This window comes from Gallibacterium faecale (assembly GCF_027920745.1).
Lineage (GTDB): Bacteria > Pseudomonadota > Gammaproteobacteria > Enterobacterales > Pasteurellaceae > Gallibacterium > Gallibacterium faecale.
On record NZ_JAQIBB010000112.1, the window covers coordinates 1 to 20,576 of the forward strand.

A 20,576-nucleotide genomic window follows, 5' to 3' on the forward strand; every position below is an offset into this window, starting at 1 on the left:
AAGAATTTAAGCTCAAATTAATCTGACAGGCGCTGTAATTTTAAACGGGGACTGTCAGATTAGGTTTGATCTTCTACATATTAATAACAGCTTATAATTTATATAAAACAATTAAAAAAATTAAATCAAAAATTGAGATCTTAGACTTGGTATCGAATCCTGCAGGTATTGTAAATTATCTTGTTGATGAACTATTAAATGAAGCGAGCGATAGAGGTGTGAGTGCTGCACATAAAGCAATATCTTATCTTTTACCAAAGACAAGGTTACTTGGTGTAGCAGAGTCTAAGAATTTATTAATAGGAGTAAAGGCAAGTGTTAAAGACAATAAAAATTAATACGATATTTAAAAATAAATACTTAGAATTGCAAAATAATAATGTCATAGAGGAAACAACAAATAAATCTTTTGAACATCTTCGTTTAATAGAAAAAGAAACAATTTATCCTGGTGCAGTCGCTATTTGTAAATTTGAAGATAAATTATTATTAATTAATAACTATCGTTATGGGATTGATCGAATGAGTCTGGAGTTTCCTAGAGGTTATGTTGAACAAGGAGAAACTTTGGAAACGTGTGCGATTAGAGAATTATTTGAAGAAACAGGCATTACATTTAATCCTGAAATTGATTCAATTAAGAGATTAGGTGAAATTGCAGTAAGTTCTTCTATTATGGCAACAATGACGCCATTTTATTTAATTGAACTTAAGCAGTCCTTGCCAGAAATTCATTTGCAATCCGAGGAAAATATAGAAGATTTTAAATGGGAAACTATTGATAATATTATTAAGTTGATTAAAGAAGGTACGATTATTGATAGCTTTACTGTTTGTGGTATAGGTTTCTGCCTGTTATCTAATTAGCATTTAGGTTTCGCCCTAAAGGGCGACTTCATTTTATTCGCAAGCAAGCTTGCTCACCCTAACGGGCCGTTGCAAGCAACGTTCAAAAAGCTAACGCTTTTTGTCATTACTCGTGTAAAGAAAACGAAGCAAAAGACAACGCAAAGCGTTGAATGTTGCTAAAAGCAACAGCCCGAAGGGTGAGCGAAGCGAATAAACACGCCCTCACACCACTTGCTAATCCTCATTCCAATAAGATTTTCCGGGCGGCAAAAACAGAGATTTTTCTCACTCCGTTCGAAAAAAGATCACTTTTTTTGCCTAAAAATCTTATTTGCATTCGGGCAAGTGTGAGAGGGAACCCATTAAACATTTATTAAGATTTGTGCATAAATTTAGGTTTGCCAGTAGCTTGAGTTCAATATGTAACACAATTTAATTAAATTTATTTTTTGCGATCTCACTTCCATTTTCTATACCTCAACATAGATTCAGTTTTGACTCTTTTACACAATGACTCTCGTCATAATGCTATGACATTCTATGGTTATTTATTGATGAGGTATTTATGAAATTAAAACATCTTCTATTTATGATTTGTGGTTCTTTGTCTGTGTTATTTACCCCTTTTTCGATGGCAACAACAGAAGCGACTGACCAAACACAAGTTGAAGCGACGGTAGTACAAAGCGATAAGGTGAATTTAAATACTGCGACGGCTGAACAGTTACAGAAAGGATTGGTTGGCATTGGTGCTAAAAAAGCACAAGCTATTGTTGAGTATCGCGATCAGCATGGACCGTTTGTAGCCTTAGAACAGCTTACTGAAGTAAAAGGAATTGGTAGTGCAATTTTTGAGAAAAATAAGGAGAGAATGACGATTGAGTAAAATACATAGACAAACAAACACAATAATTGATTAGCAGTGTAAAAAAATAGCTCCCAAATTAAGGACAATTTGGGAGCTTTTTGATTCTATTGTAAAAGGTCAGTATTTAATCAGCCCATACCGTATTTTTTTAATTTTTTACGTAATGTACCGCGGTTAATGCCTAACATAGTTGCAGCACGAGTTTGATTACCACGGGTATATTGCATAACCATATCCAACATTGGATGCTCAACTTCTGCTAATACTAATTCATAGAGATCATTCACATCTTGTCCATTTAGTTGTGCTAAATAGTTTTTTAATGCTTGTTTTACAGAATCACGTAATGGTTTATTAGTTACTTGAGCTTGAGCATTTAACGTTGATACAGTTAAAGCTTCGGCAGTGCTACGTTGTTCGAACATTTTTTCCCTTTATCTACTTTATTATGATTACGACATTAGTCGGATTGAACACAAAAATTCCTCTAATGCATCTAATTGATCATTTGGATCAGTTAAAACATTAAAAGATCTCTTAAAATCAGAGCATGAACAGAAGCGATCCACATACCAAGCAACGTGTTTACGTGCAATACGATAACCTTTCTCGGCACCATAAAATTGATGCAAGTTTGCAATATGCTGCAATATTACCGCTTTCTTTTCAGAAAATGGTAAGTCAGATGCTGGGCTATTCTTCTCTAATAATTCGGTAATTTCTCGAAAAATCCATGTATTTCCCAATGCTCCACGGCCAAGCATAACAGCATCAGCACCTGTATAATCTAAGACTTCCTTGGCTTTGCTTGCGGAATCAATATCGCCATTGGCAATGACGGGAATTGATACAGCTTGTTTTACAGCTTTAATACTGTCGTATTCTGCTTGCCCATTAAATAGACAAGCACGAGTGCGACCATGAATAGTGAGTGCTTGAATTCCAGCATCTTCTGCTATTTTTGCAATTAAACTGCAATTGCGATGTTGTTGATCCCAACCAGTTCTTATTTTTAACGTAACGGGAACATCAACCGCATCTACCACGGCTTTTAAAATCTTAGCAACGAGATCAGGATATTGTAATAACGCTGAACCCGCCAATTTCTTATTCACTTTCTTGGCAGGACAACCCATATTAATATCAATGATTTCTGCGCCGTAACCGACATTAACCTGTGCTGCTTGAGCCATTTCATCCGGATCACTACCTGCAATTTGCACAGCATTGATCCCAATCTCAGGATGATGAGCCAAACGTAATTTAGATTTTTCGGTATGCCATACATCAGGATTTGTCGACATCATTTCAGAGAAAGTTAATGCCGCACCATATTGCGAACAAATACGCCGAAAAGGAAGATCAGTAATCCCTGCCATAGGCGCTAAGATGACGGGATTTTTCAAAATAAATTGACCAATCTGCACACTTATTACCTATTGCTACCTATCGTTTTTTCGTTCTTCTATGGATTAATTGATGATGACAAAATCGCCAGTCTTTGGGACTGAAACGGTCGCTTATAATACGCACTTTTATAGCAATAGTGAAGCCCTAAATGCGATTTTACGAAGAAAAAGTGTACTTTTTTTCGACTTAATTCGCTGAAAGTTTAAACAATGTAAAATTTTTATGATTAAAATCGAAAATTGATCAAACCTAATTGCTAAAAAGGGAATAAAAAGCGATGATTTCTTTCCATATGACATTTCTCAGGTGCAAACGCAAAGGAATAAGGAGAATATATGGAACAGAGAAAACCTGACTTACAATGGTTATCCGATCCTGCCATTTTTGCAGTCAATAGATTGCAAGCACATTCAGATCATCGTTATTACGCTACAACAAGAGAAGCAAAACGCAGAGGTGAAATGCCAATGCGATATTCATTGAATGGTGATTGGTTTTTTCATTATGCAAAGAACCTAGCACAACAGCCATCAGATTTTTATCAATTAGACTATGATAATCGCAGCTGGCAAACCATAAGAGTACCAGGACATATTCAGTTACAAGGGTTTGTGCAACCACATTATGTAAATACGATGTATCCTTGGGACGGTAAAGCAAATATTCGCCCACCAGCGATTCCTGTCACGGAGAACAGTGTGGGAAGTTATGTAACCTATTTTTCTGTTCCCACAACTTGGCAAACTCAACCTGTGTTTATTTCGTTTCAAGGGGTAGAAACGGCATTTTTCATTTGGTTAAATGGCGAATTTGTTGGATATAGTGAAGACTCTTTTACGCCAGCAGAGTTTGAACTTACGCCTTTTTTACAGCCAGGCGAAAATAAATTAGCAGTAGCAGTTTATCAACGTAGTACCGGCAGTTGGTTAGAAGATCAGGATTTTTGGCGTTTCTCAGGGATTTTTCGTGATGTTTATCTTTATACCGTACCTAAAATTCATCTCTATGATCTTGATAGTAAAATTGTGGTGAGTGAAGATCTCAACCACGCAGACATTACACTTAAAACTCAATTTTTATCCGCTAGTCCAATGGGGATAAAAACAATTAAAGCTTCATTGTTTGATCAACAAGATCAATTAATCGCTACAACAGAATGTACTACCACAGCAGAACAAGCAGAATTAGCGTTATTCGTACAATCGCCAAATTTATGGAGTGCTGAATCCCCTTATTTATATCAGTTATATCTAGAAATCTTTGATGAGCAACAACAACTGATTGAAGTTATACCTCAACAATTAGGTCTTCGTCGTTTTGAACTAAAGAATGGCGTGATGCAATTAAATGGTAAGCGCATTGTCTTCAAAGGCGTAAATCGACATGAATTTAATTGTGTTCGTGGGCGGGCGATTACTCAAGAAGATATGCTGTGGGATATTCAAATATTAAAACAGCATAATTTTAATGCTGTACGTACTTCACATTATCCAAATCAAACCCTTTGGTATGAACTTTGTGATCAGTATGGCTTATATGTGATAGATGAAATGAATCTAGAAACACACGGTTCATGGCAAAAAATGGGAAAAGTTGAGCCATCTTGGAACATTCCAGGAAGTGATCTGCGTTGGAATGAGATTGTATTAGATCGTGCTAAATCAATGTATCAACGAGATAAAAATCATGCCTCGATCTTAATTTGGTCTTGTGGTAATGAATCTTATGCTGGAGAAGTGTTATTAAATGTTTCTCGTTATTTTCATCAACAAGATCCTTATCGTTTAGTACATTATGAAGGCGTATTCCATTGTCGTGAATTTGATCAGATCAGCGATATGGAAAGCAGAATGTATGCAAAACCAGATGAAATAGAAGCTTATCTGCAACAACAACCTGCTAAGCCATATATTAGCTGTGAGTTTACTCATGCAATGGGAAATTCAAATGGCAATCTGAATAAATATATTGCCTTAGAAAAATATGAACAGTATCAAGGTGGTTTTATTTGGGATTTTATCGATCAGGGATTATTGCAGAAAGATCGTTATGGCAAGCCTTATCTTGCTTATGGCGGTGATTTTGATGATCGTCCAACGGACCGTAATTTCTGCTGTAATGGTCTAGTATTTGCTGATCGTACTTTATCTCCTAAAATGCAAGAGGTGAAATACCTTTATCAAAATTTAAAATTATTGCCACAACAAGATAAGGTTTTGATTCGTAATGAAAATTGCTTTATTGATACGCAAGAGTATTACTTTATTGCACATTTGCTGTTGAATGGCGTAGAACAGCAACAAATTCGATTTGAACCGATAATTCCTGCCTTATCCACAGAAGAAATCCCACTAGAATGGACTCAAGAAAATTTACAGCAAGCGGGTGAGTATTGTGTACAAATAACCGCCCATTTAAAGCAAAAAACAGTGTGGGCAGAAGCAGATAGTGAGATTGCTTTTGGGCAATTTATTTTTAGTCAAGCCGAAGATACTCCAGTTGAAGCCGCATTAGTAACCCAAAAATTAACAGTGATTAATGGGGATATTAATCTTGGCGTGAGAGGGGAACATTTTTCTGCACTATTTTCTCGCCAAGAGGGAAGCCTAATTTCTTTGGTTTATCACGGTAAAGAATTGATCAAGACCGCACCAATGCCACTGTTTTGGCGTGCAACAACAGATAATGATCGTGGTACAGCAAGACGTTTTAAAGCAGGATATTGGTTAATGGCGAGCTTATCAGGGCGTTGCAAAGAAATGGTATGGCAATCTATTTCTGATGAGTGTGTGGAGGTGAAATTCACCTATATTTATCCAATTTATCAACAACTGAACGTAGTTGTAATTTATCGTGTCTTTGCTTCTGGTGAAATTAGGGTGATTTGTGAATATGAAGGGCAAGAGGGATTACCTGACTTGCCTATTTTTGCATTAAGTTTTCGGACAGATGCGGAATATCAACAATTAAGTTGGTATGCTTTAGGTGAAGCAGAAAATTACCAAGATCGTTGTCGCGGTGCAAAATTAGGGATTTTCCATAATTGTGTAAGCGAAAATTATGCACCTTATAGTATTCCACAGGAAACAGGGAATCGAACAGGAGTACGTTGGGTAAAATGTTATAACCAAGCAGCAACAGCTGGCTTCCAAATAGAAGCCGTTGATCAGCCATTAGAGTGTAACTTCTTACCTTATACAGTATTTGAAATAGAAAATGCACAACATCATTATGAATTACCGCCAATCCATTACACAGTAGTGACCGTAGCTGCCAAACAAATGGGCATAGGTGGTGATGATAGTTGGGGAGCAGAAGTCCACCCTGAATATCGTATTCCTGCAACGGAACGGATCTGTTTTAGTTTTACATTAAGTGGTTTAGTGATGTAATAAACATTTGTATTTTGTTATAAGTAAAAAATACCCATGATTTGCAGTAATCTAGAAATTATGGGTATTTTTATACCTAATTTCCGGTAATTTAATCACAAAATTGGTTTTACTTATAACTTATAGCTATATATAAAGCAAAATAGCTATTTTCCTTTCTATCAACATCTCATTAAAATTTATTCATAAAGTCTAAAATTTAATTTAAGGAATTCACAATGAAAACAACATTTAAAAAATATTTGAAAGGAACATTTGTTCTTTCTTTAGGTTTAGCGTTAGCACAATCTGCATTAGCATTAACTAATGAAGAAGCAGCGGCAGATTTAGCAAAACGTGTTAATGAACATGGCACAATCGTTGTAGGAACAGAGGGAACTTATCCTCCGTTCACTTACCATGATGAGTCAGGAAAACTAACCGGGTATGATGTTGAATTAACTCGTTTAGTGGCGAAAGAGCTTGGCGTGAAAGTGGATTTTAAAGAAACACAATGGGATGCAATGTTATCAGGCTTAAATAACCACCGTTTTGATATTGTTGCTAACCAAGTCGGTTTAACTTCACCAGAACGTCGTGCAAAATATGATAAAACAACAGAATATAGCTATTCTGGTGCAGTTGTGGTGGCTCGTAAAGGTGAAACCCGTGTTAAAGACTGGGCAGATCTAAAAGGTTTAAAATCAGCACAATCTTTCACCAGTAATTACGGTGAATTAGCAACTAAAAATGGTGCAGAGATTGTTGGTGTTGATGGCTTAGCACAAGCAATCCAACTCGTGTTACAAAACCGTGCAGATGTCACCTTAAATGATCGCCTTGCAGTATTAGATTTCTTACATAAACACCCAAATGCAAATTTAGAAATTGTATTACGTGATAAATCACAACCAGTCGGTTCTGGTTTTATCTTCAATAAAGGTAACCAAGCGGTGATTGCGAAATTTAATGCAGCTATCGAAAAATTAAAGAAAGAAGGTAAATTAAAAGAACTTTCAACTCAATTCTTTGGTGAAGATGTTTCTGTTATTGAATAATTAAATCAGTATTTATAAGTGGAGGTGGGTATGTTACTACGTAAGATTGTTAAAGGATTAGTAGTGTTAGGCTTCTTTAGTGCGACAGCGGCTTTCGCTAACCAAGCTGATTGGATGACAAAAGATACACTGACAGTCGGTACCGAAGGAACTTACCCGCCTTTTACTTATCATGATGAAAATGGCAAATTAACCGGCTACGATGTTGAAGTTGCTAGAGCAGTAGCGGAAAAACTTGGTTTAAAAATTGAATTTAAAGAAACTGCCTGGAATGCATTATTAGCAGGATTAAATAATGGGCGTTTTGATACAGTGGTAAACCAAGTTACTATGAATGATGAAAGAAGAAAGAAATATCAAAGTTCATTACCTTATAGTTATTCTGGTGCAGCATTAGCCGTACGTAGTAGTTTGAGCCAAGTTCATGCAGTAAAAGATCTTAAGGGCTTAAAAGGTGGTTTAGCATTTACCAGTAACTTTGCTGATTTAGTTCGTCAGAATCAAGGAGAAGTTGTACCAGTCGAAGGTGGCTTAGGTCAAGAAATGGCACTGGTGGCACAAGGACGTGTCGATTTTACACTTAATGATCGTCTTGCGGTGTTGTATTACCAGAAAAAATTAAATGCTAATGATAAGATCCAAGTAATTGATTTACCTGAAGAAGGTAAAGTAAGTGCAGGATTTATCGTTAGAAAAGATGACAATGATAAGTTAAAAAAATTAAATCAAGCCTTAACAGAACTGAAAAAGGAAGGTAAATTAGCCGCCATTTCTAAACAATTTTTTGGAGTAGATATTAGTGAGCAGTAGTATTACGGAGAGCATCTCCGCAATTTCCCACTCAATTCTGAGTGCACTTCCTTGGATGGATGATAATAAAGCATCAATTGCGATTGATGCTTTTTTTCCTATGTTAGAGGGAATGGTTTATTTCACGATTCCACTAACTATTATTTCATTTTTACTCGGTATGTTAATTGCATTAGCGATTGCTTTAATTCGAGTAACGCCACAAAAACATTTTGTACACAAAGTGGCAAATGGTGTAGCCAATTTTTATATTTCTGCGATTCGTGGTACCCCATTATTGGCACAGTTATTTATTATTTTCTATGCTTTGCCAAATGTTGGAATTACTTTAGATCCATTGCCAACCGCAATTATTGCTTTTTCATTAAATACAGGGGCTTATGCTTCAGAAACCGTGCGGGCAGCCATCTTATCTGTGCCAAAAGGACAATGGGAGGCAGGTTATACAATTGGTATGAGCTATTGGCAGAATTTTTTCCGAATTATTGGACCACAAGCGTTACGAGTTGCTGTACCGCCACTTTCCAATAGTTTTATTGGCTTAGTTAAAGAAACTTCTTTAGCGAGTGTGGTGTTAGTGCCAGAAATGATGCGTCAGGCAAATATTATCTCATCACGTACTTATGAGTTCTTACTGATTTATTGTGAAGCTGCATTAATGTACTGGGTTGTGTGTGCATTATTAAGTTATGTGCAACAACGTTTAGAAAAACATTTTGAACGGTATGTGGCGAGGTAAGTATGTTATCGATTAAGAATTTACATAAAGCATTTGGTGATCACCAAGTCCTAAAAGGCATTGATTTACGGATTAATAAAGGTGAAGTTATCGTATTATTAGGGGCTTCTGGTTCGGGTAAAACAACATTATTACGTTGTCTAAATTTATTAGAAACACCAGATGCTGGCACAATAGAATTCGATGATGGTTCATTGGCGATTGATTTTGCAAAACCTTTAACGAAAGAAAAAGTACAGGCATTACGTAAAAAAAGCGGTATGGTTTTTCAAAACTATAATTTATTTCCCCATAAAACCGCATTAGAGAATATTACCGAAGGTTTAATTGTTGTGCAAAAAGTTGCTAAAGCGGAAGCAGAGGCAAAAGCACATCATTTATTGGCTCGAGTAGAGCTAGCAGATAAAGCTAATTTTTATCCATTCCAACTTTCTGGTGGGCAACAACAACGAGTAGGAATTGCTCGTGCATTGGCGATTGAGCCAGAATTAATGTTGTTTGACGAACCGACTTCAGCATTAGATCCTGAGTTAGTGCAAGGTATGTTGGCATTAATGAAATCTTTGGCGAGTGAAGGATGGACAATGGTGATTGTGACCCATGAAATCCAATTTGCTCGTGAAGTTGCGGATCATGTGATTTTGATGGGGGATGGACAAATCATTGAACAGGGTACGCCAGAACAGCTATTTGAACATAGCACTAACCCAAGAACCAATGCGTTTTTGCGTTCAATTAGACGTTAAGTCTTTAGATAAATGAATGTCGGAACACTGTATCCGACATTCATTATTTTTCGTCCTGTAAGCCTATTTTTTAATTCCTGTAATTCGACACCACTCTTCACGTTCAGCAACGTCATCTAAGGCAAATTGATCAGCATAGGCAGCAGCAACCGCGTTGCTTTGTGTAGCGAGAATCCCAGATAGACCTAAATGCCCTTGTGGAATAACTAAGTTAGAGATGATAGGCGCTAACTCTTTTAATGGACCAGCTAAAATATTAGCAACTACTACATCTGCGGTGAGATCTTGTGGGGTATCTGCGGATAAATAAAGTTGTAAGCGATCCTCAACACCATTGCGTTTTGCATTTTCACGACTAGCCTGAATCGCTTGTGGATCAATATCAATACCAATAGCTTGTTTAGCACCCAATTTTAGTGCAGCAATGGCTAAAATACCTGAACCACAACCAAAATCAATGACAGTTTTATCTTGTAAATCAAGAGAATCAAGCCATTCTAAGCAAAGTGCGGTAGTTGGGTGTGTCCCTGTGCCAAAAGCAAGCCCCGGATCCAACATAACATTGACCGCAGTTGGATCAGGAATCTCTCGCCAACTTGGGCAGATCCATAAACGTTGGCCAAATTTGAGTGGATGAAAGTTATCCATCCATTCTCTTTCCCAATCTTTATCTTCAATTTGTTCAATTTTATAAGCGGTTTCAGCGGTAATAGCTTGTTCTGCAAATAGTGCTTCAACAATCGCTTGCATATCTGTTTCTGCATCAAATAATGCCATTACATCTGTATTCCCCCAAAGGCGAGTTTCACCTGGTAATGGTTCAAAAATAGGGGTATCTTTACTATCCATAAATGTAACAGAAACCGCACCAAGCTCTTCTAAACTATCGCTAAGTTGTTCTGCTTGTTCATTTGTGCTGTTTAATCTAATTTGTAACCACGCCATAAGTATCCTTAATTTGTTTTTCACCAAATTTATTTGCAATTAAGAACGCAATTAAGCCTAATACAAGAGATGGCACAATTGCGTGTAAATTGAAAGGTTTAATTGCTGCTGTGGTAAAGCCAATATAAATGCCTAAACCCGTAATCATTGAAGCAATTGCACCATATGCATTCGCTTTTTCCCAATAAAGGCCGAGAATAATAACCCATAAAAAGGCTGCTTCCAAACCACCAAAAGCAAATAAATTTAACCAAATGATCATATCTGGTGGATTTAATGCAGCAATAACTAATAACGCACTGAGTAATAGCGTAATTAAAGAAGAAAAACGACTAATCTTCTTTTGATTCTTTGCAGCTTCAGGTTTTGCTGAAAGGTATAAGTCTTTGACAAAGATAGAAGAAGACTGAATGAGTTGGGCATCAATGGTGGACATAATTGCCGACATTGGTGCTGCAAGGAAAATTCCTGCAACAATTGGCGGTAACACTTTAACCATTAAAGCTGGAATAACTTGGTCAGGGATCGTTAGGTCAGGAATAATCACACGTCCTAATGCACCAGCAAGATGCATTCCTAGCATAATTACGCTAAGTACAATAGTACCGATAATCATACCGCGATGGAGTGCTTTACTATCTTTATAAGACATACAGCGAACCGCAGTATGAGGCAAACCAATTACACCAAAACAGACTAAAACCCAGAATGATGCCATAAAGGAAAAACTTAACATTTCATTTGGCCCATATGGGGAAATTAGAGAGGGATCAATAGTTGCTAATTTATTGACTGCGGATTCTACACCGCCAGCAGCATAAATCACGCCACCTAATAAAATGACAGTTCCTAAAATCATCACAGTACCTTGGATAGCATCTGTTAGTACGACTGCCCGGAACCCACCAATAAAAGTATATAAACCAACGGTAACCGCAAAAATAAGGAGCGCTTGCGTATAATTTAAGCCGATAGTGGTTTCTAATAATCTCGCTCCCCCAATAAATTGCACCGTCATTGCGGCAAAAAAGGCTAATAATAGTGCGATACAAGCGATCCAGACGAGATATTTATTTTTATAACGATAGAGCAGTAAGTCATTAATCGTGAGGGCATTGGTTTCTCGAGAAAGCATAGCAAATTTTTTACCTAGTGTGCCTAAGGCGAACCAAACCACAGGTACTTGGATCATCGCAAGTAATACCCACCCTAAACCAAACTTATAAGCAGCACCAGGCCCACCAACGAAAGAACTTGCACTGGCATAGGTCGCGGCGGTTGTCATAGCTAACACAAATCCCGTCATAGAGCGATTACCAACATAATATTCAGTTAGAAAATCACCTTGATGACGTTTACTGTATGCGTAGAGTGCGGCCCCGAAAATAAAGACTAAGTAAATAACCAATGGAAAAATAACGCCTAAATTCATGGTTACTCCTTATCATCATTTTCTAATGGTAGATCTTGGAAAAAGATCCGAATTGTCCAATACCCGATAACAATAAAGAGAATAGGTAAATAAATACAGGCCAATTCAAACCAGAGTGGAAAACCTAATGGACCATGAGTGTTTGTAGGCAGGTAGGCACATAAACACCAACCAATGACATAAAGAATTGCAACAAATAAAGTAATTTTTGCCTCTTTTGTTGCTTGGCGATAACGTTCAAATTTTTGCACTTTTATCTCCTTTTAGAGAGCTGTTGTAATAGCATCTATTTTTGACTTCCTGTAATTTTCACAATATTGTTGTGAACAAAAAGGCTTGATTACTCATCAAGCCTTTCTCATCTTAGCGTAACTTAGTTTTATTTCAATTTATTCATAATGAATTCAACTAATTGCTGTTTGCTAATCATCTCTTTTTCACCAGTACGACGTGATTTATATTCAATTTCACCTTTTTCGAGGTTTTTTTCGCCAATCACAATCATATGTGGGATACCAATAAGCTCCATATCTGCAAACATTACACCCGGACGTTCTTTACGATCGTCGAAGAGAACTTCAACACCTTGTTGCGTTAAGGTTTGATAAAGTTCTTCTGCATATTGTTGTACTGAGGGAGATTTATGCATATTCATTGGCACGATTGCTATTTGGAATGGTGCAAGTGCATCACTCCAGATAATACCACGATCATCATGACTTTGTTCGATAGCGGCAGCAACAACACGTGTTACGCCAATACCATAACAACCCATCATCATAGTTTGTGGCTTACCATCTTCACCTTGTACCGTTGCATTCATTGCATCAGAATATTTTTTACCAAGTTGGAAAATATGCCCAACTTCAATACCACGTTTAATTTGCAATGTTCCTTTACCACAAGGACTTGGATCGCCTTCTACTACATTACGTAAATCAGCAATTTGTGGTGTTGGCAAATCACGTTCCCAGTTAATGCCAAAATAGTGTTTACCATCAATATTTGCACCTGCACCAAAATCGCTCATATTGGCAACTGTACGATCAATGATAATTTCTAATGGTAGCTTAATTGGGCCAAGTGAACCTGGACCAGCACCTACTGCAGCACGAATTTCTTCTTCTGTGGCAAAGGTCAGTGGGCTTGCTACTTGAGGTAATTTTTCTACTTTGACTTCATTTAGTTCATGATCGCCACGCACTAATAAAGCGATCAATTGACCTTTTTCTACACCATGAACGATTAAAGTTTTTACTGTTTTTTCAATGGGTAAATTAAATTGTTCAACTAAAGCGGCAATCGTTTTAGCATTTGGGGTATCAACGATACGTAACTCTTCGGTTGCTGCGGTACGTTCACCTAAGGCAACTGCCTCAGCTAATTCAATGTTTGCGGCATAATCTGATTCGGTAGAGAAAACAATATCATCTTCACCACTTGCTGCTAATACTTGGAATTCATGTGAAGCACTACCACCAATAGAACCGGTATCAGCTTGAACTGGACGGAAATCTAAACCTAAACGGTTAAAGATATTGCAATAGGTTTGATGCATAACATCATAAGTTTCTTGCAAACTCTCTTTAGAGAGATGGAATGAATAAGCATCTTTCATAATAAATTCACGTGAACGCATTACACCAAAACGAGGACGGACTTCATCACGGAATTTAGTTTGAATTTGATAAAGATTTAATGGAAGTTGTTTATAAGAAGAAAGCTCACGACGAGCAAGATCCGTGATTACTTCTTCGTGAGTTGGTCCTAATACAAAAGGGCGATCACCACGATCCGTAAAACGTAATAATTCTGGACCGTATTGATCCCAACGTTGTGATTCTTGCCATAAATCAGCAGGTTGAACAACGGGCATAATCACTTCGATTGCCCCACTTTTGTTCATCTCTTCTCGTACGATATTTTCCACTTTTTTCAATACACGCACACCAGTAGGCATCCATGTGTATAAACCCGCAGCGAGTTTACGGATCATACCAGCTCGTAACATAAGCTGATGGCTAACAACTTCAGCATCAGCTGGAGTTTCTTTCAGAGTTGCAAGTAAATATTGACTAGTACGCATAATAAAATTCCATCATAAAACAAAAAAATTGCCCGTATTCTAGCATTAGCCTGTACAAGGCGGAATAGCAGAATTCTCAGTTAGTTAAATAAAATGTCGAGCCAACGCAGTGACAATAATGCCAATGACCACTGTGGGTAATACAGAGAAACGTGTAGCAGCCAAAAATGTGGCGATTAAACCAATCCAATCAGCGATATTGGTGCTAGTAAATTCTGGGGCAATCACCGAAATTAAAACACAAGGCGGTACTTGAGCTAATAAGTTTTTTGCCATAGGTGAAAGTTGTTTTTTCTGTAATAAGAAAAAGCCCAATAGACGGGTAGAATAGGTAACAGAAGCCATTGCAAAAATAGTTAATACTTCCCAACTCATTTATGTTTCTCCAAGAAATAGGCGATGATTAAACCACTTAATGTGCCAAACAGCACATACCAAGCGCCAGCAAAGAGTTGATAACTGATTGCCGCTACCACAAGACTGACTAACCAAGCAATTGCAGGACGAAAACCTGTCCACATTCCTTTGAGTAATACCAAAAATACTGCGACAAAAGCAATATCAAAACCATATTGTTTGATGTCACCTAAGAATGGGCCTATCCAAGCACCAATACCAGTTGAAATAATCCAAGCAAGATAAAGAGAAAGTGCCATTGAAAAATAATAACGCAAATCAAGCTGGCGTAATGCGCGTTGCTTAATATGATTTAACGCTAAGGCCCAAGCTTCATCACACATAAAAAAGAGTACCAGTAATGTTTTACGTAAGGGTAGCCCTTTTAAATAAGGTGTAAGCGCTGCACTCATTAAAATATGACGGCAATTTACCAGAAAAGTGGTAAACATAATCAGCAGTAAGGGGGGCGGTGAAGCCCATAAGCCAATCGCAGCAAATTCGGAACCGCCTGCAAAATTGACTCCGGTCATTAAAGGGACTTGCCATAAAGTCATATGGCTGGCGGTACCTTGCGCACCTAATACCAAACCAAAAGGAATAAAACCGATTAATACGGGAAAGGCATCTCGGAAACCTTGAGAGATTGAGTTATTTGTCTGTTGCATATTTATTCTTATTGTCCTGACAACGTATTGTAATAATGAAAAAAAGGGAATTAGTATAGCTAAGATTTCAGGAATGATCAGTATTCTGTATCGATTTTTCTGGTAACCATATTCATAAGATTAAAGTTACTAATTTTTCTCTAATTTTGCTTAGCTAGACTACGCTCCGCTGAAAGACGAAAAGGAGACAGGAGGCAAATTTTGAATTTCAGTAGGTATAACATAATAACAAAGGAGACGAATATGTCTAAACTAAGTAAAAATGTGGCAATTTTTTCAACAATTGCACTAATTACGATCGGGACAGCGAAATTCGCAATGGCCGATGATGTTGATTTTCAACGTTTAGAAACCGCATTAAATAGCAGTAAAATTACGCTTGTTGAAGCAATTGATATTGCAAGTAAAAAAGTAGATGGCAAAGTACTGGAAGCGAAGTTCCAACCACGTAAACGAGGAAATCCAAGCTATGATGTAGAAATTCTTACTAAGGAGAAACAAATTAGGGAAGTTAGGATTGATGCCGTAACCTCAGAAGTTATTAGGAATGAAGTAGAGGAGATGTATGCTCCACATAGACATAGAAAACATAATCACTAAAGATTGTCGTCACTAGTCACTTTCTTAAATTATAACAATTAAATTTTAGTTACCCCGCAGTTTACAGTAGTCGTTTCGGCTACTGTTTTTTTATCTCTCTTTCTGATTGACCCATTTCTTTGCTGATTTATTTCCGTCATTATCTAAAACCTTTGTTGTGATTAAATGAGTAAGGAAGAGCAATGAATTTACGTAATACGATTAGCAGTAGCCCGATGAGTGCCTATCAATGGGGTGTCGTGGTAATTGCGGCAATTATGAATTTATTAGATGGATTTGATGTTTTGGCATTGGCGTTTACCGCAACGGCGATTCGCCAAGAATTTGGCTTAAATGGTATACAGTTGGGAACTTTGTTAAGTGCTGGATTGTTTGGTATGACAGCAGGTTCACTCTTTTTAGCGCCTATGGCAGATAAAATTGGTCGTCGTCCATTGTTGATGATTGCTGTGTTATTGTCTGCTGTGGGAATGTTTGGTTCTGCTTATTTCTGGCAGTCAATTTTGGTTAGGTGTTTGGCGAGTGATTACTGGCTTAGGCGTGGGTGGTATTTTAGTTGGAACCAATGTACTAACCAGTGAATATTCTTCACGTCGTTGGCGTAGTTTAGCAATCAGTATCTATGCAGCAGGATTTGGGGTTGGTGCAGTATTAGGAGGAATGTTTGCCGTCATGTTACAAACAGAGTATGGTTGGCGTTCTGTCTTGTTAGCTGGAGCGGTATTAACCACAATTTGCTTGGTAGTAATTGTTGTTTGGTTGCCTGAATCAATAGATTTCTTGTTAGTTAAACAACCGAAAAATGCACAAGCGAAATTGAATCGTATTACCGCTAAAATAGGGTTAGGTAATCAATGGACATTACCAGAAAAGCCAGTACCTACTGCTGTAACACGCTTACCTTTTTCTCGCTTATTAGATCAAACTTATCGCCGTTCTAGTATTCTGTTATGGCTTGCGTTCTTCTCAATTATGTTTAGTTTTTACTTTATTAGTTCATGGACGCCAGCATTATTAAAAGAAGCAGGAATGACAGTAGAGCAGAGTGTTAGTATCGGTATGATGATCTCATTAGGTGGGACAGTTGGTGCTTTATTATATGGTTTATTAGCCACTTATTGGCGAGCAAAATCAGTGTTACTCTTTTTTACCGTTGTCGCCGCTGGCGTAGTAGTACTATTTATTTTATCGAGTACGGTGTTATGGTTGGAGATGGTGTTAGGAATTTTAGTCGGTGCATTAATTAACGGATGTATTAGTGGACTTTATACCTTAAATCCTAGTGTATATGCGGCAGATATTCGTAGTACTGGCGTGGGTACAGCCATTGGGGTAGGACGAATCGGGGCAATTCTTGCACCGACAATCGCAGGTCTATTATTAGATCAAGGCTGGGATAAACAGGATCTTTATATTGGTGTTGCAATAGTATTGTTAATTTCGACAGTAGCTTTAACTTATTTGAAAAGTCATCAAGAAACTTAATACATATATTAGATGTGTTGTGTCCTATATGCAGGACTTTTGTAGCTTAGCAATAATATTGCTAAGCTACTTTAGTTTAAATATTATTGTAAAATATGTGGTAACACACCGATTTGCTTACCTAAAGAATCAATCTTATTTTGGTAAAATTGGTTACCATTACGTTGATCTAAAGTTAATGCAAGCTCTTTTGCAGTATCATAATTTTGGGTATCGTGGTAGGAAAGTGCCATTAAGACTTTTAAGATATGGACGCTTTCTCCTATTTGGAAAATAGATTCATGGTATTTTTCAATAAGGTTAGCTGCAATTTCAGTTTCACCTAATTGATAAGCAATAATCATTAAATCAGGTAATTCTCTTAGCATTTTTTCTTGCTCAATTAATTTAACAGCTTTTGGTAATAGTTTCTTTGCTTTATCAAATTGATGTGTTTCTAATAAGCTATATAGGATTGCAGCATAAGTAATGTGAGGTACTTCAGCACAAGCTAATTTCCCAGATAGAATATCTTCGGATAAGTCTAATACTTTGGCATAGTCACCAATAAAATAATAATAATTTACTTTATCTGCTGCGACACAAGCAGGACAGTCATTCATATCATCGGCAGGTTCATTTTGCCATAATTTAAAGTATTCTTGTGCTTTGTCCCGATCACCTCTAGCCATATATTGTAGCATTTTGGATGTGTAAACAGGAGCCATAGAAAATTCAAAATATTGATAATAATCTTTCATTAATTCCAACATATAGTCTATTTCTTCCATAGTAGCATTAGCATCTTCTGGTATATGTGGAATAATCCATTTGAATTTCCATATCAGCTCCATCAAATTCTCAAAATATTTGTCAGATTCACTTTCAGGAGCTGTTTCTGGCAGATTACTTAATTTTTCCTGAGTGTATTGCAACAAAAAACGAAAGCAATGCGCCCGAAAACGAATATGGAATTCTGTTTGAACTTCATCTAATACATAATTAGCAATATCAGCAGCTAAATTTAGATTATCCTGTTCAATGGCAGCATTATATTGCTCAGTTAATACCTGTTCTTTTTCGATGTGTGTTAAAGGAGCAATCATCTCTTTTATGTAGGACATATTCATCATAATTTACCTTTTTGTTATTGGGGGATGTCAATAATTGGCACCATATTTTGAAATTTATCTAATCCTATTATCTAAACCTAGCTACCTGAAAATGGCATCAGTTGTTGGATGTAAGGCATCCGATACAACAAGTATAGTAAAGTTATTCTTTAATTAACTGTTCATTTGCCCATAACTCAGCAAAGCTTTCACGGCGTTTAATGAGATGGGCTTTATTACCATCGACTAATACTTCGGCTGCTTTTGGATGTGAGTTATAGTTAGATGCCATACTTGCACCATAAGCACCAGCAGAACGTTGCGCGATAAAATCGCCTTCAGCAATTGCAAGCTGACGTCCTTTACCTAAGAAATCCGAAGTTTCACAAATTGGACCAACGACATCGTATGTTTTGCTTTCGCGGGCTAGGGTACGATCAACTTCAATAATTTCCATATATGCTTGGTAGAGCGCTGGGCGAATCATATCGTTCATCCCGGCATCAACAATCGCGAAATTAAAATCTTCATTGGATTTTAAATATTCTACTTTGGTTACCAAAATACCGGCATTAGCACTAATCGCACGTCCTGGCTCAAGGATAATTTCGAGATTAGGATAATCAACAAATTTAGCAAGTAATGCACTTGCATATTCTGTTGGATGTGGAGGTGTTTCATCACTATAACGTACGCCTAAACCGCCGCCTAAATCTAAATGATGTAATTCAATCCCATCTTCACGTAACTGTTCTAATAAAACTAATAAGCGATCAGCTGAATCCAAAAATGGCTGCAATTCAGTAAGTTGTGAACCAATATGACAATCCATACCAACAATTTGAATATGAGGTAATTCTTTTGCCAGACGATAAACTTCACGAGCACGTTTAACGCTCACCCCAAATTTATTTTTCTTTAAACCTGTAGAGATATAAGGGTGAGTTTTCGCATCAACATCTGGATTAACTCGCAAAGAAATTGGTGCTTGCTTCTTCATCTCTGCTGCAACTTGGTTGATACGCAGTAATTCTGCTTCTGATTCAACATTAAAGCAGCGAATTCCAACTTCTAAAGCACGCGCGATCTCAGTGGGTGATTTAGCAACACCTGAAAAAACGACTTTATTCGGATCGCCACCAGCAGCTAAGACACGTTCTAATTCGCCTTGTGAAACAATATCAAAACCAGAACCCCGTTTTGCTAACAGATTAAGTAAAGCAATATTGGGATTAGATTTGACGGCAAAGCAAATTAAATGAGGATGACCAGTGAGTGCTGAATCAAAGGCGTGCCAATGACGTTCTAACGTCGCACGAGAGTAAATATATAACGGAGTACCAAATTGTTGTGCTAGCTGACTTACTGGCAATTCTTCTGCCATCAGTTGATTATTTTTATAATTAAAATAGTCCATAACTACGTCTTAAACCTCGATATTATTGGGAATCTGTTTTTTGTTGGACAGGTTGTTCTTGAACGAGATGATACAAAGGGCCTTTTACGCCACAAGCGGTTAAACTTAAACAAAAGCCACTTAGAACCATGGCAATTAATAATTTTTTCATAACTTAACTCCTCATTTGATAGGTGTTCTTTTTACCATTAATTTGTGGTTTGTGCTATCTCTAAGAGGGGAAAATCTCTATAATGACCCAGCTATTTTTTTGAGGAGTATGTTATGAATAACGCAGAATATCATCAAGCTGTAGAACAGACTTGGCAACAAGTAGAAGAACAGTTAGAAGAACAAGATTGCGATGTTGATTGCGACACTCAAGGATCGGTATTTACGATTACTTTTGCTGATCGCAGCCAGATTGTGATTAACAAACAAGAACCGCTGCAAGAACTCTGGTTGGCAAGTAAGTTAGGCGGTTATCATTTCACTTATCAGCAAGGACAATGGTTAAATGCAGAAGGAAAAAATTTCTGGGACTATTTAACAGCAGCTTGTCTTGCTCATGGTGAACAAGTTGATTTTACTTAATAAAAAGGAATAACGATGCGCTTCACTCATTA

20 protein-coding genes and 1 pseudogene are annotated in these 20,576 nt (G+C 37.2%); 10 read left to right on the top strand and 11 right to left on the bottom strand.

Annotated elements, in window-relative coordinates; all coding sequences use genetic code 11:
• Window positions 1–315: 315 nt before the first annotated feature.
• Both PF272_RS11705 and PF272_RS11710 read left to right on the top strand, forming a co-directional pair.
• The gene (locus tag PF272_RS11705) at window positions 316–867 is read left to right on the top strand and encodes an NUDIX hydrolase (protein ID WP_065239638.1); all 552 of its coding nucleotides are present in this window, start codon (window positions 316–318) and stop codon (window positions 865–867) included.
• A 547-nt stretch (window positions 868–1,414) separates the two neighbouring features.
• Window positions 1,415–1,735: a ComEA family DNA-binding protein gene (locus PF272_RS11710; RefSeq protein WP_065239258.1), complete on the top strand. Its 321-nt coding sequence runs from the start codon at window positions 1,415–1,417 to the stop codon at window positions 1,733–1,735.
• A 110-nt stretch (window positions 1,736–1,845) separates the two neighbouring features.
• Here the strand turns inward: PF272_RS11710 and fis are convergent, their stop codons facing one another.
• Window positions 1,846–2,142, bottom strand: coding sequence for a DNA-binding transcriptional regulator Fis (fis, locus tag PF272_RS11715; RefSeq protein ID WP_065234168.1), 297 nt, complete (start codon window positions 2,140–2,142; stop codon window positions 1,846–1,848).
• A 27-nt stretch (window positions 2,143–2,169) separates the two neighbouring features.
• Entirely contained in the window at window positions 2,170–3,144 is a 975-nt protein-coding gene (gene dusB, locus PF272_RS11720; protein WP_271142893.1) for a tRNA dihydrouridine synthase DusB, read from the bottom strand.
• A 318-nt stretch (window positions 3,145–3,462) separates the two neighbouring features.
• Between dusB and lacZ the strand changes: the two genes are divergently transcribed.
• The 5 genes from lacZ to PF272_RS11745 all read left to right on the top strand — a co-directional run bounded on the left by lacZ (window position 3,463) and on the right by PF272_RS11745 (window position 9,851).
• Complete coding sequence (gene lacZ / locus PF272_RS11725) at window positions 3,463–6,519, top strand: beta-galactosidase, LacZ type (RefSeq protein ID WP_271142894.1); 3,057 nt, start codon at window positions 3,463–3,465, stop codon at window positions 6,517–6,519.
• Between the two features lie 218 nt (window positions 6,520–6,737).
• On the top strand, window positions 6,738–7,556 hold the full coding sequence (locus tag PF272_RS11730; RefSeq protein WP_271142895.1) for a transporter substrate-binding domain-containing protein: 819 nt from the start codon (window positions 6,738–6,740) through the stop codon (window positions 7,554–7,556).
• A 30-nt stretch (window positions 7,557–7,586) separates the two neighbouring features.
• The gene (locus PF272_RS11735) at window positions 7,587–8,366 is read left to right on the top strand and encodes a transporter substrate-binding domain-containing protein (RefSeq protein ID WP_065234173.1); all 780 of its coding nucleotides are present in this window, start codon (window positions 7,587–7,589) and stop codon (window positions 8,364–8,366) included.
• A gap of 22 nt (window positions 8,367–8,388) precedes the next feature.
• Window positions 8,389–9,105 (top strand): amino acid ABC transporter permease, encoded by a 717-nt coding sequence (locus PF272_RS11740; protein ID WP_209435897.1) that lies wholly within the window; start codon window positions 8,389–8,391, stop codon window positions 9,103–9,105.
• A gap of 2 nt (window positions 9,106–9,107) precedes the next feature.
• Window positions 9,108–9,851, top strand: coding sequence for an amino acid ABC transporter ATP-binding protein (locus PF272_RS11745; protein ID WP_271142896.1), 744 nt, complete (start codon window positions 9,108–9,110; stop codon window positions 9,849–9,851).
• A gap of 63 nt (window positions 9,852–9,914) precedes the next feature.
• Here PF272_RS11745 and prmA read toward each other — a convergent pair whose 3' ends face one another.
• The 6 genes from prmA to PF272_RS11775 form a co-directional block, all read right to left on the bottom strand.
• Window positions 9,915–10,796 carry a 50S ribosomal protein L11 methyltransferase gene (gene prmA / locus PF272_RS11750; protein ID WP_271142897.1) on the bottom strand — a complete coding sequence of 294 codons (882 nt, stop codon included), beginning with the start codon at window positions 10,794–10,796 and terminating at the stop codon, window positions 9,915–9,917.
• Window positions 10,777–12,228 (bottom strand): sodium/pantothenate symporter, encoded by a 1,452-nt coding sequence (gene panF, locus PF272_RS11755; RefSeq protein ID WP_271142898.1) that lies wholly within the window; start codon window positions 12,226–12,228, stop codon window positions 10,777–10,779. The genes prmA and panF overlap by 20 nt, the downstream gene beginning before the upstream one ends.
• Before the next feature lie 2 nt (window positions 12,229–12,230).
• Window positions 12,231–12,479: a YhdT family protein gene (locus PF272_RS11760; protein ID WP_065234178.1), complete on the bottom strand. Its 249-nt coding sequence runs from the start codon at window positions 12,477–12,479 to the stop codon at window positions 12,231–12,233.
• Between the two features lie 128 nt (window positions 12,480–12,607).
• Window positions 12,608–14,314, bottom strand: coding sequence for a proline--tRNA ligase (proS, locus tag PF272_RS11765; RefSeq protein ID WP_271142899.1), 1,707 nt, complete (start codon window positions 14,312–14,314; stop codon window positions 12,608–12,610).
• An 84-nt stretch (window positions 14,315–14,398) separates the two neighbouring features.
• A complete protein-coding gene (locus PF272_RS11770) occupies window positions 14,399–14,689 on the bottom strand; it encodes an AzlD family protein (RefSeq protein WP_065234180.1) in 291 nt (96 codons plus the stop codon).
• Window positions 14,686–15,378, bottom strand: coding sequence for an AzlC family ABC transporter permease (locus PF272_RS11775; protein WP_271142900.1), 693 nt, complete (start codon window positions 15,376–15,378; stop codon window positions 14,686–14,688). Before PF272_RS11775 ends, PF272_RS11770 begins: the two co-directional genes overlap by 4 nt.
• Window positions 15,379–15,621: 243 nt before the next feature.
• On the opposite strand from PF272_RS11775, the gene PF272_RS11780 reads away from it, so the two are divergent.
• Window positions 15,622–15,978: a PepSY domain-containing protein gene (locus PF272_RS11780; RefSeq protein WP_271142901.1), complete on the top strand. Its 357-nt coding sequence runs from the start codon at window positions 15,622–15,624 to the stop codon at window positions 15,976–15,978.
• A gap of 182 nt (window positions 15,979–16,160) precedes the next feature.
• A pseudogene (locus PF272_RS11790) lies at window positions 16,161–17,463 on the top strand (MFS transporter).
• A gap of 83 nt (window positions 17,464–17,546) precedes the next feature.
• Here the strand turns inward: PF272_RS11790 and PF272_RS11795 are convergent.
• From PF272_RS11795 to lptM, 3 genes are all read right to left on the bottom strand, one after another.
• Entirely contained in the window at window positions 17,547–18,575 is a 1,029-nt protein-coding gene (locus PF272_RS11795; RefSeq protein WP_271142904.1) for a hypothetical protein, read from the bottom strand.
• A gap of 142 nt (window positions 18,576–18,717) precedes the next feature.
• On the bottom strand, window positions 18,718–19,971 hold the full coding sequence (gene lysA / locus PF272_RS11800) for a diaminopimelate decarboxylase (protein ID WP_271142905.1): 1,254 nt from the start codon (window positions 19,969–19,971) through the stop codon (window positions 18,718–18,720).
• Window positions 19,972–19,993: 22 nt separating this feature from the next.
• Window positions 19,994–20,122 (bottom strand): LPS translocon maturation chaperone LptM, encoded by a 129-nt coding sequence (lptM, locus tag PF272_RS11805; RefSeq protein ID WP_271142906.1) that lies wholly within the window; start codon window positions 20,120–20,122, stop codon window positions 19,994–19,996.
• 113 nt (window positions 20,123–20,235) lie between these two features.
• Here lptM and cyaY point away from each other — a divergent pair, with 113 nt between their 5' ends.
• Complete coding sequence (gene cyaY / locus PF272_RS11810) at window positions 20,236–20,544, top strand: iron donor protein CyaY (RefSeq protein WP_065234875.1); 309 nt, start codon at window positions 20,236–20,238, stop codon at window positions 20,542–20,544.
• Window positions 20,545–20,576 lie beyond the last annotated feature (32 nt).

What these genes read in the sequence shown, in the direction of transcription:
- PF272_RS11745 (WP_271142896.1), top strand. Translation starts at nt 9,108, where the DNA reads ATGTTATCGATTAAGAATTTACATAAAGCATTTGGTGATCACCAAGTC.
- PF272_RS11775 (WP_271142900.1), bottom strand. Translation starts at nt 15,378, where the DNA reads ATGCAACAGACAAATAACTCAATCTCTCAAGGTTTCCGAGATGCCTTT.
- proS (WP_271142899.1), bottom strand. Translation starts at nt 14,314, where the DNA reads ATGCGTACTAGTCAATATTTACTTGCAACTCTGAAAGAAACTCCAGCT.
- lacZ (WP_271142894.1), top strand. Translation starts at nt 3,463, where the DNA reads ATGGAACAGAGAAAACCTGACTTACAATGGTTATCCGATCCTGCCATT.
- PF272_RS11795 (WP_271142904.1), bottom strand. Translation starts at nt 18,575, where the DNA reads ATGATGAATATGTCCTACATAAAAGAGATGATTGCTCCTTTAACACAC.
- cyaY (WP_065234875.1), top strand. Translation starts at nt 20,236, where the DNA reads ATGAATAACGCAGAATATCATCAAGCTGTAGAACAGACTTGGCAACAA.
- PF272_RS11770 (WP_065234180.1), bottom strand. Translation starts at nt 14,689, where the DNA reads ATGAGTTGGGAAGTATTAACTATTTTTGCAATGGCTTCTGTTACCTAT.
- lptM (WP_271142906.1), bottom strand. Translation starts at nt 20,122, where the DNA reads ATGAAAAAATTATTAATTGCCATGGTTCTAAGTGGCTTTTGTTTAAGT.
- fis (WP_065234168.1), bottom strand. Translation starts at nt 2,142, where the DNA reads ATGTTCGAACAACGTAGCACTGCCGAAGCTTTAACTGTATCAACGTTA.
- prmA (WP_271142897.1), bottom strand. Translation starts at nt 10,796, where the DNA reads ATGGCGTGGTTACAAATTAGATTAAACAGCACAAATGAACAAGCAGAA.
- lysA (WP_271142905.1), bottom strand. Translation starts at nt 19,971, where the DNA reads ATGGACTATTTTAATTATAAAAATAATCAACTGATGGCAGAAGAATTG.
- PF272_RS11730 (WP_271142895.1), top strand. Translation starts at nt 6,738, where the DNA reads ATGAAAACAACATTTAAAAAATATTTGAAAGGAACATTTGTTCTTTCT.
- PF272_RS11735 (WP_065234173.1), top strand. Translation starts at nt 7,587, where the DNA reads ATGTTACTACGTAAGATTGTTAAAGGATTAGTAGTGTTAGGCTTCTTT.
- panF (WP_271142898.1), bottom strand. Translation starts at nt 12,228, where the DNA reads ATGAATTTAGGCGTTATTTTTCCATTGGTTATTTACTTAGTCTTTATT.
- PF272_RS11710 (WP_065239258.1), top strand. Translation starts at nt 1,415, where the DNA reads ATGAAATTAAAACATCTTCTATTTATGATTTGTGGTTCTTTGTCTGTG.
- PF272_RS11780 (WP_271142901.1), top strand. Translation starts at nt 15,622, where the DNA reads ATGTCTAAACTAAGTAAAAATGTGGCAATTTTTTCAACAATTGCACTA.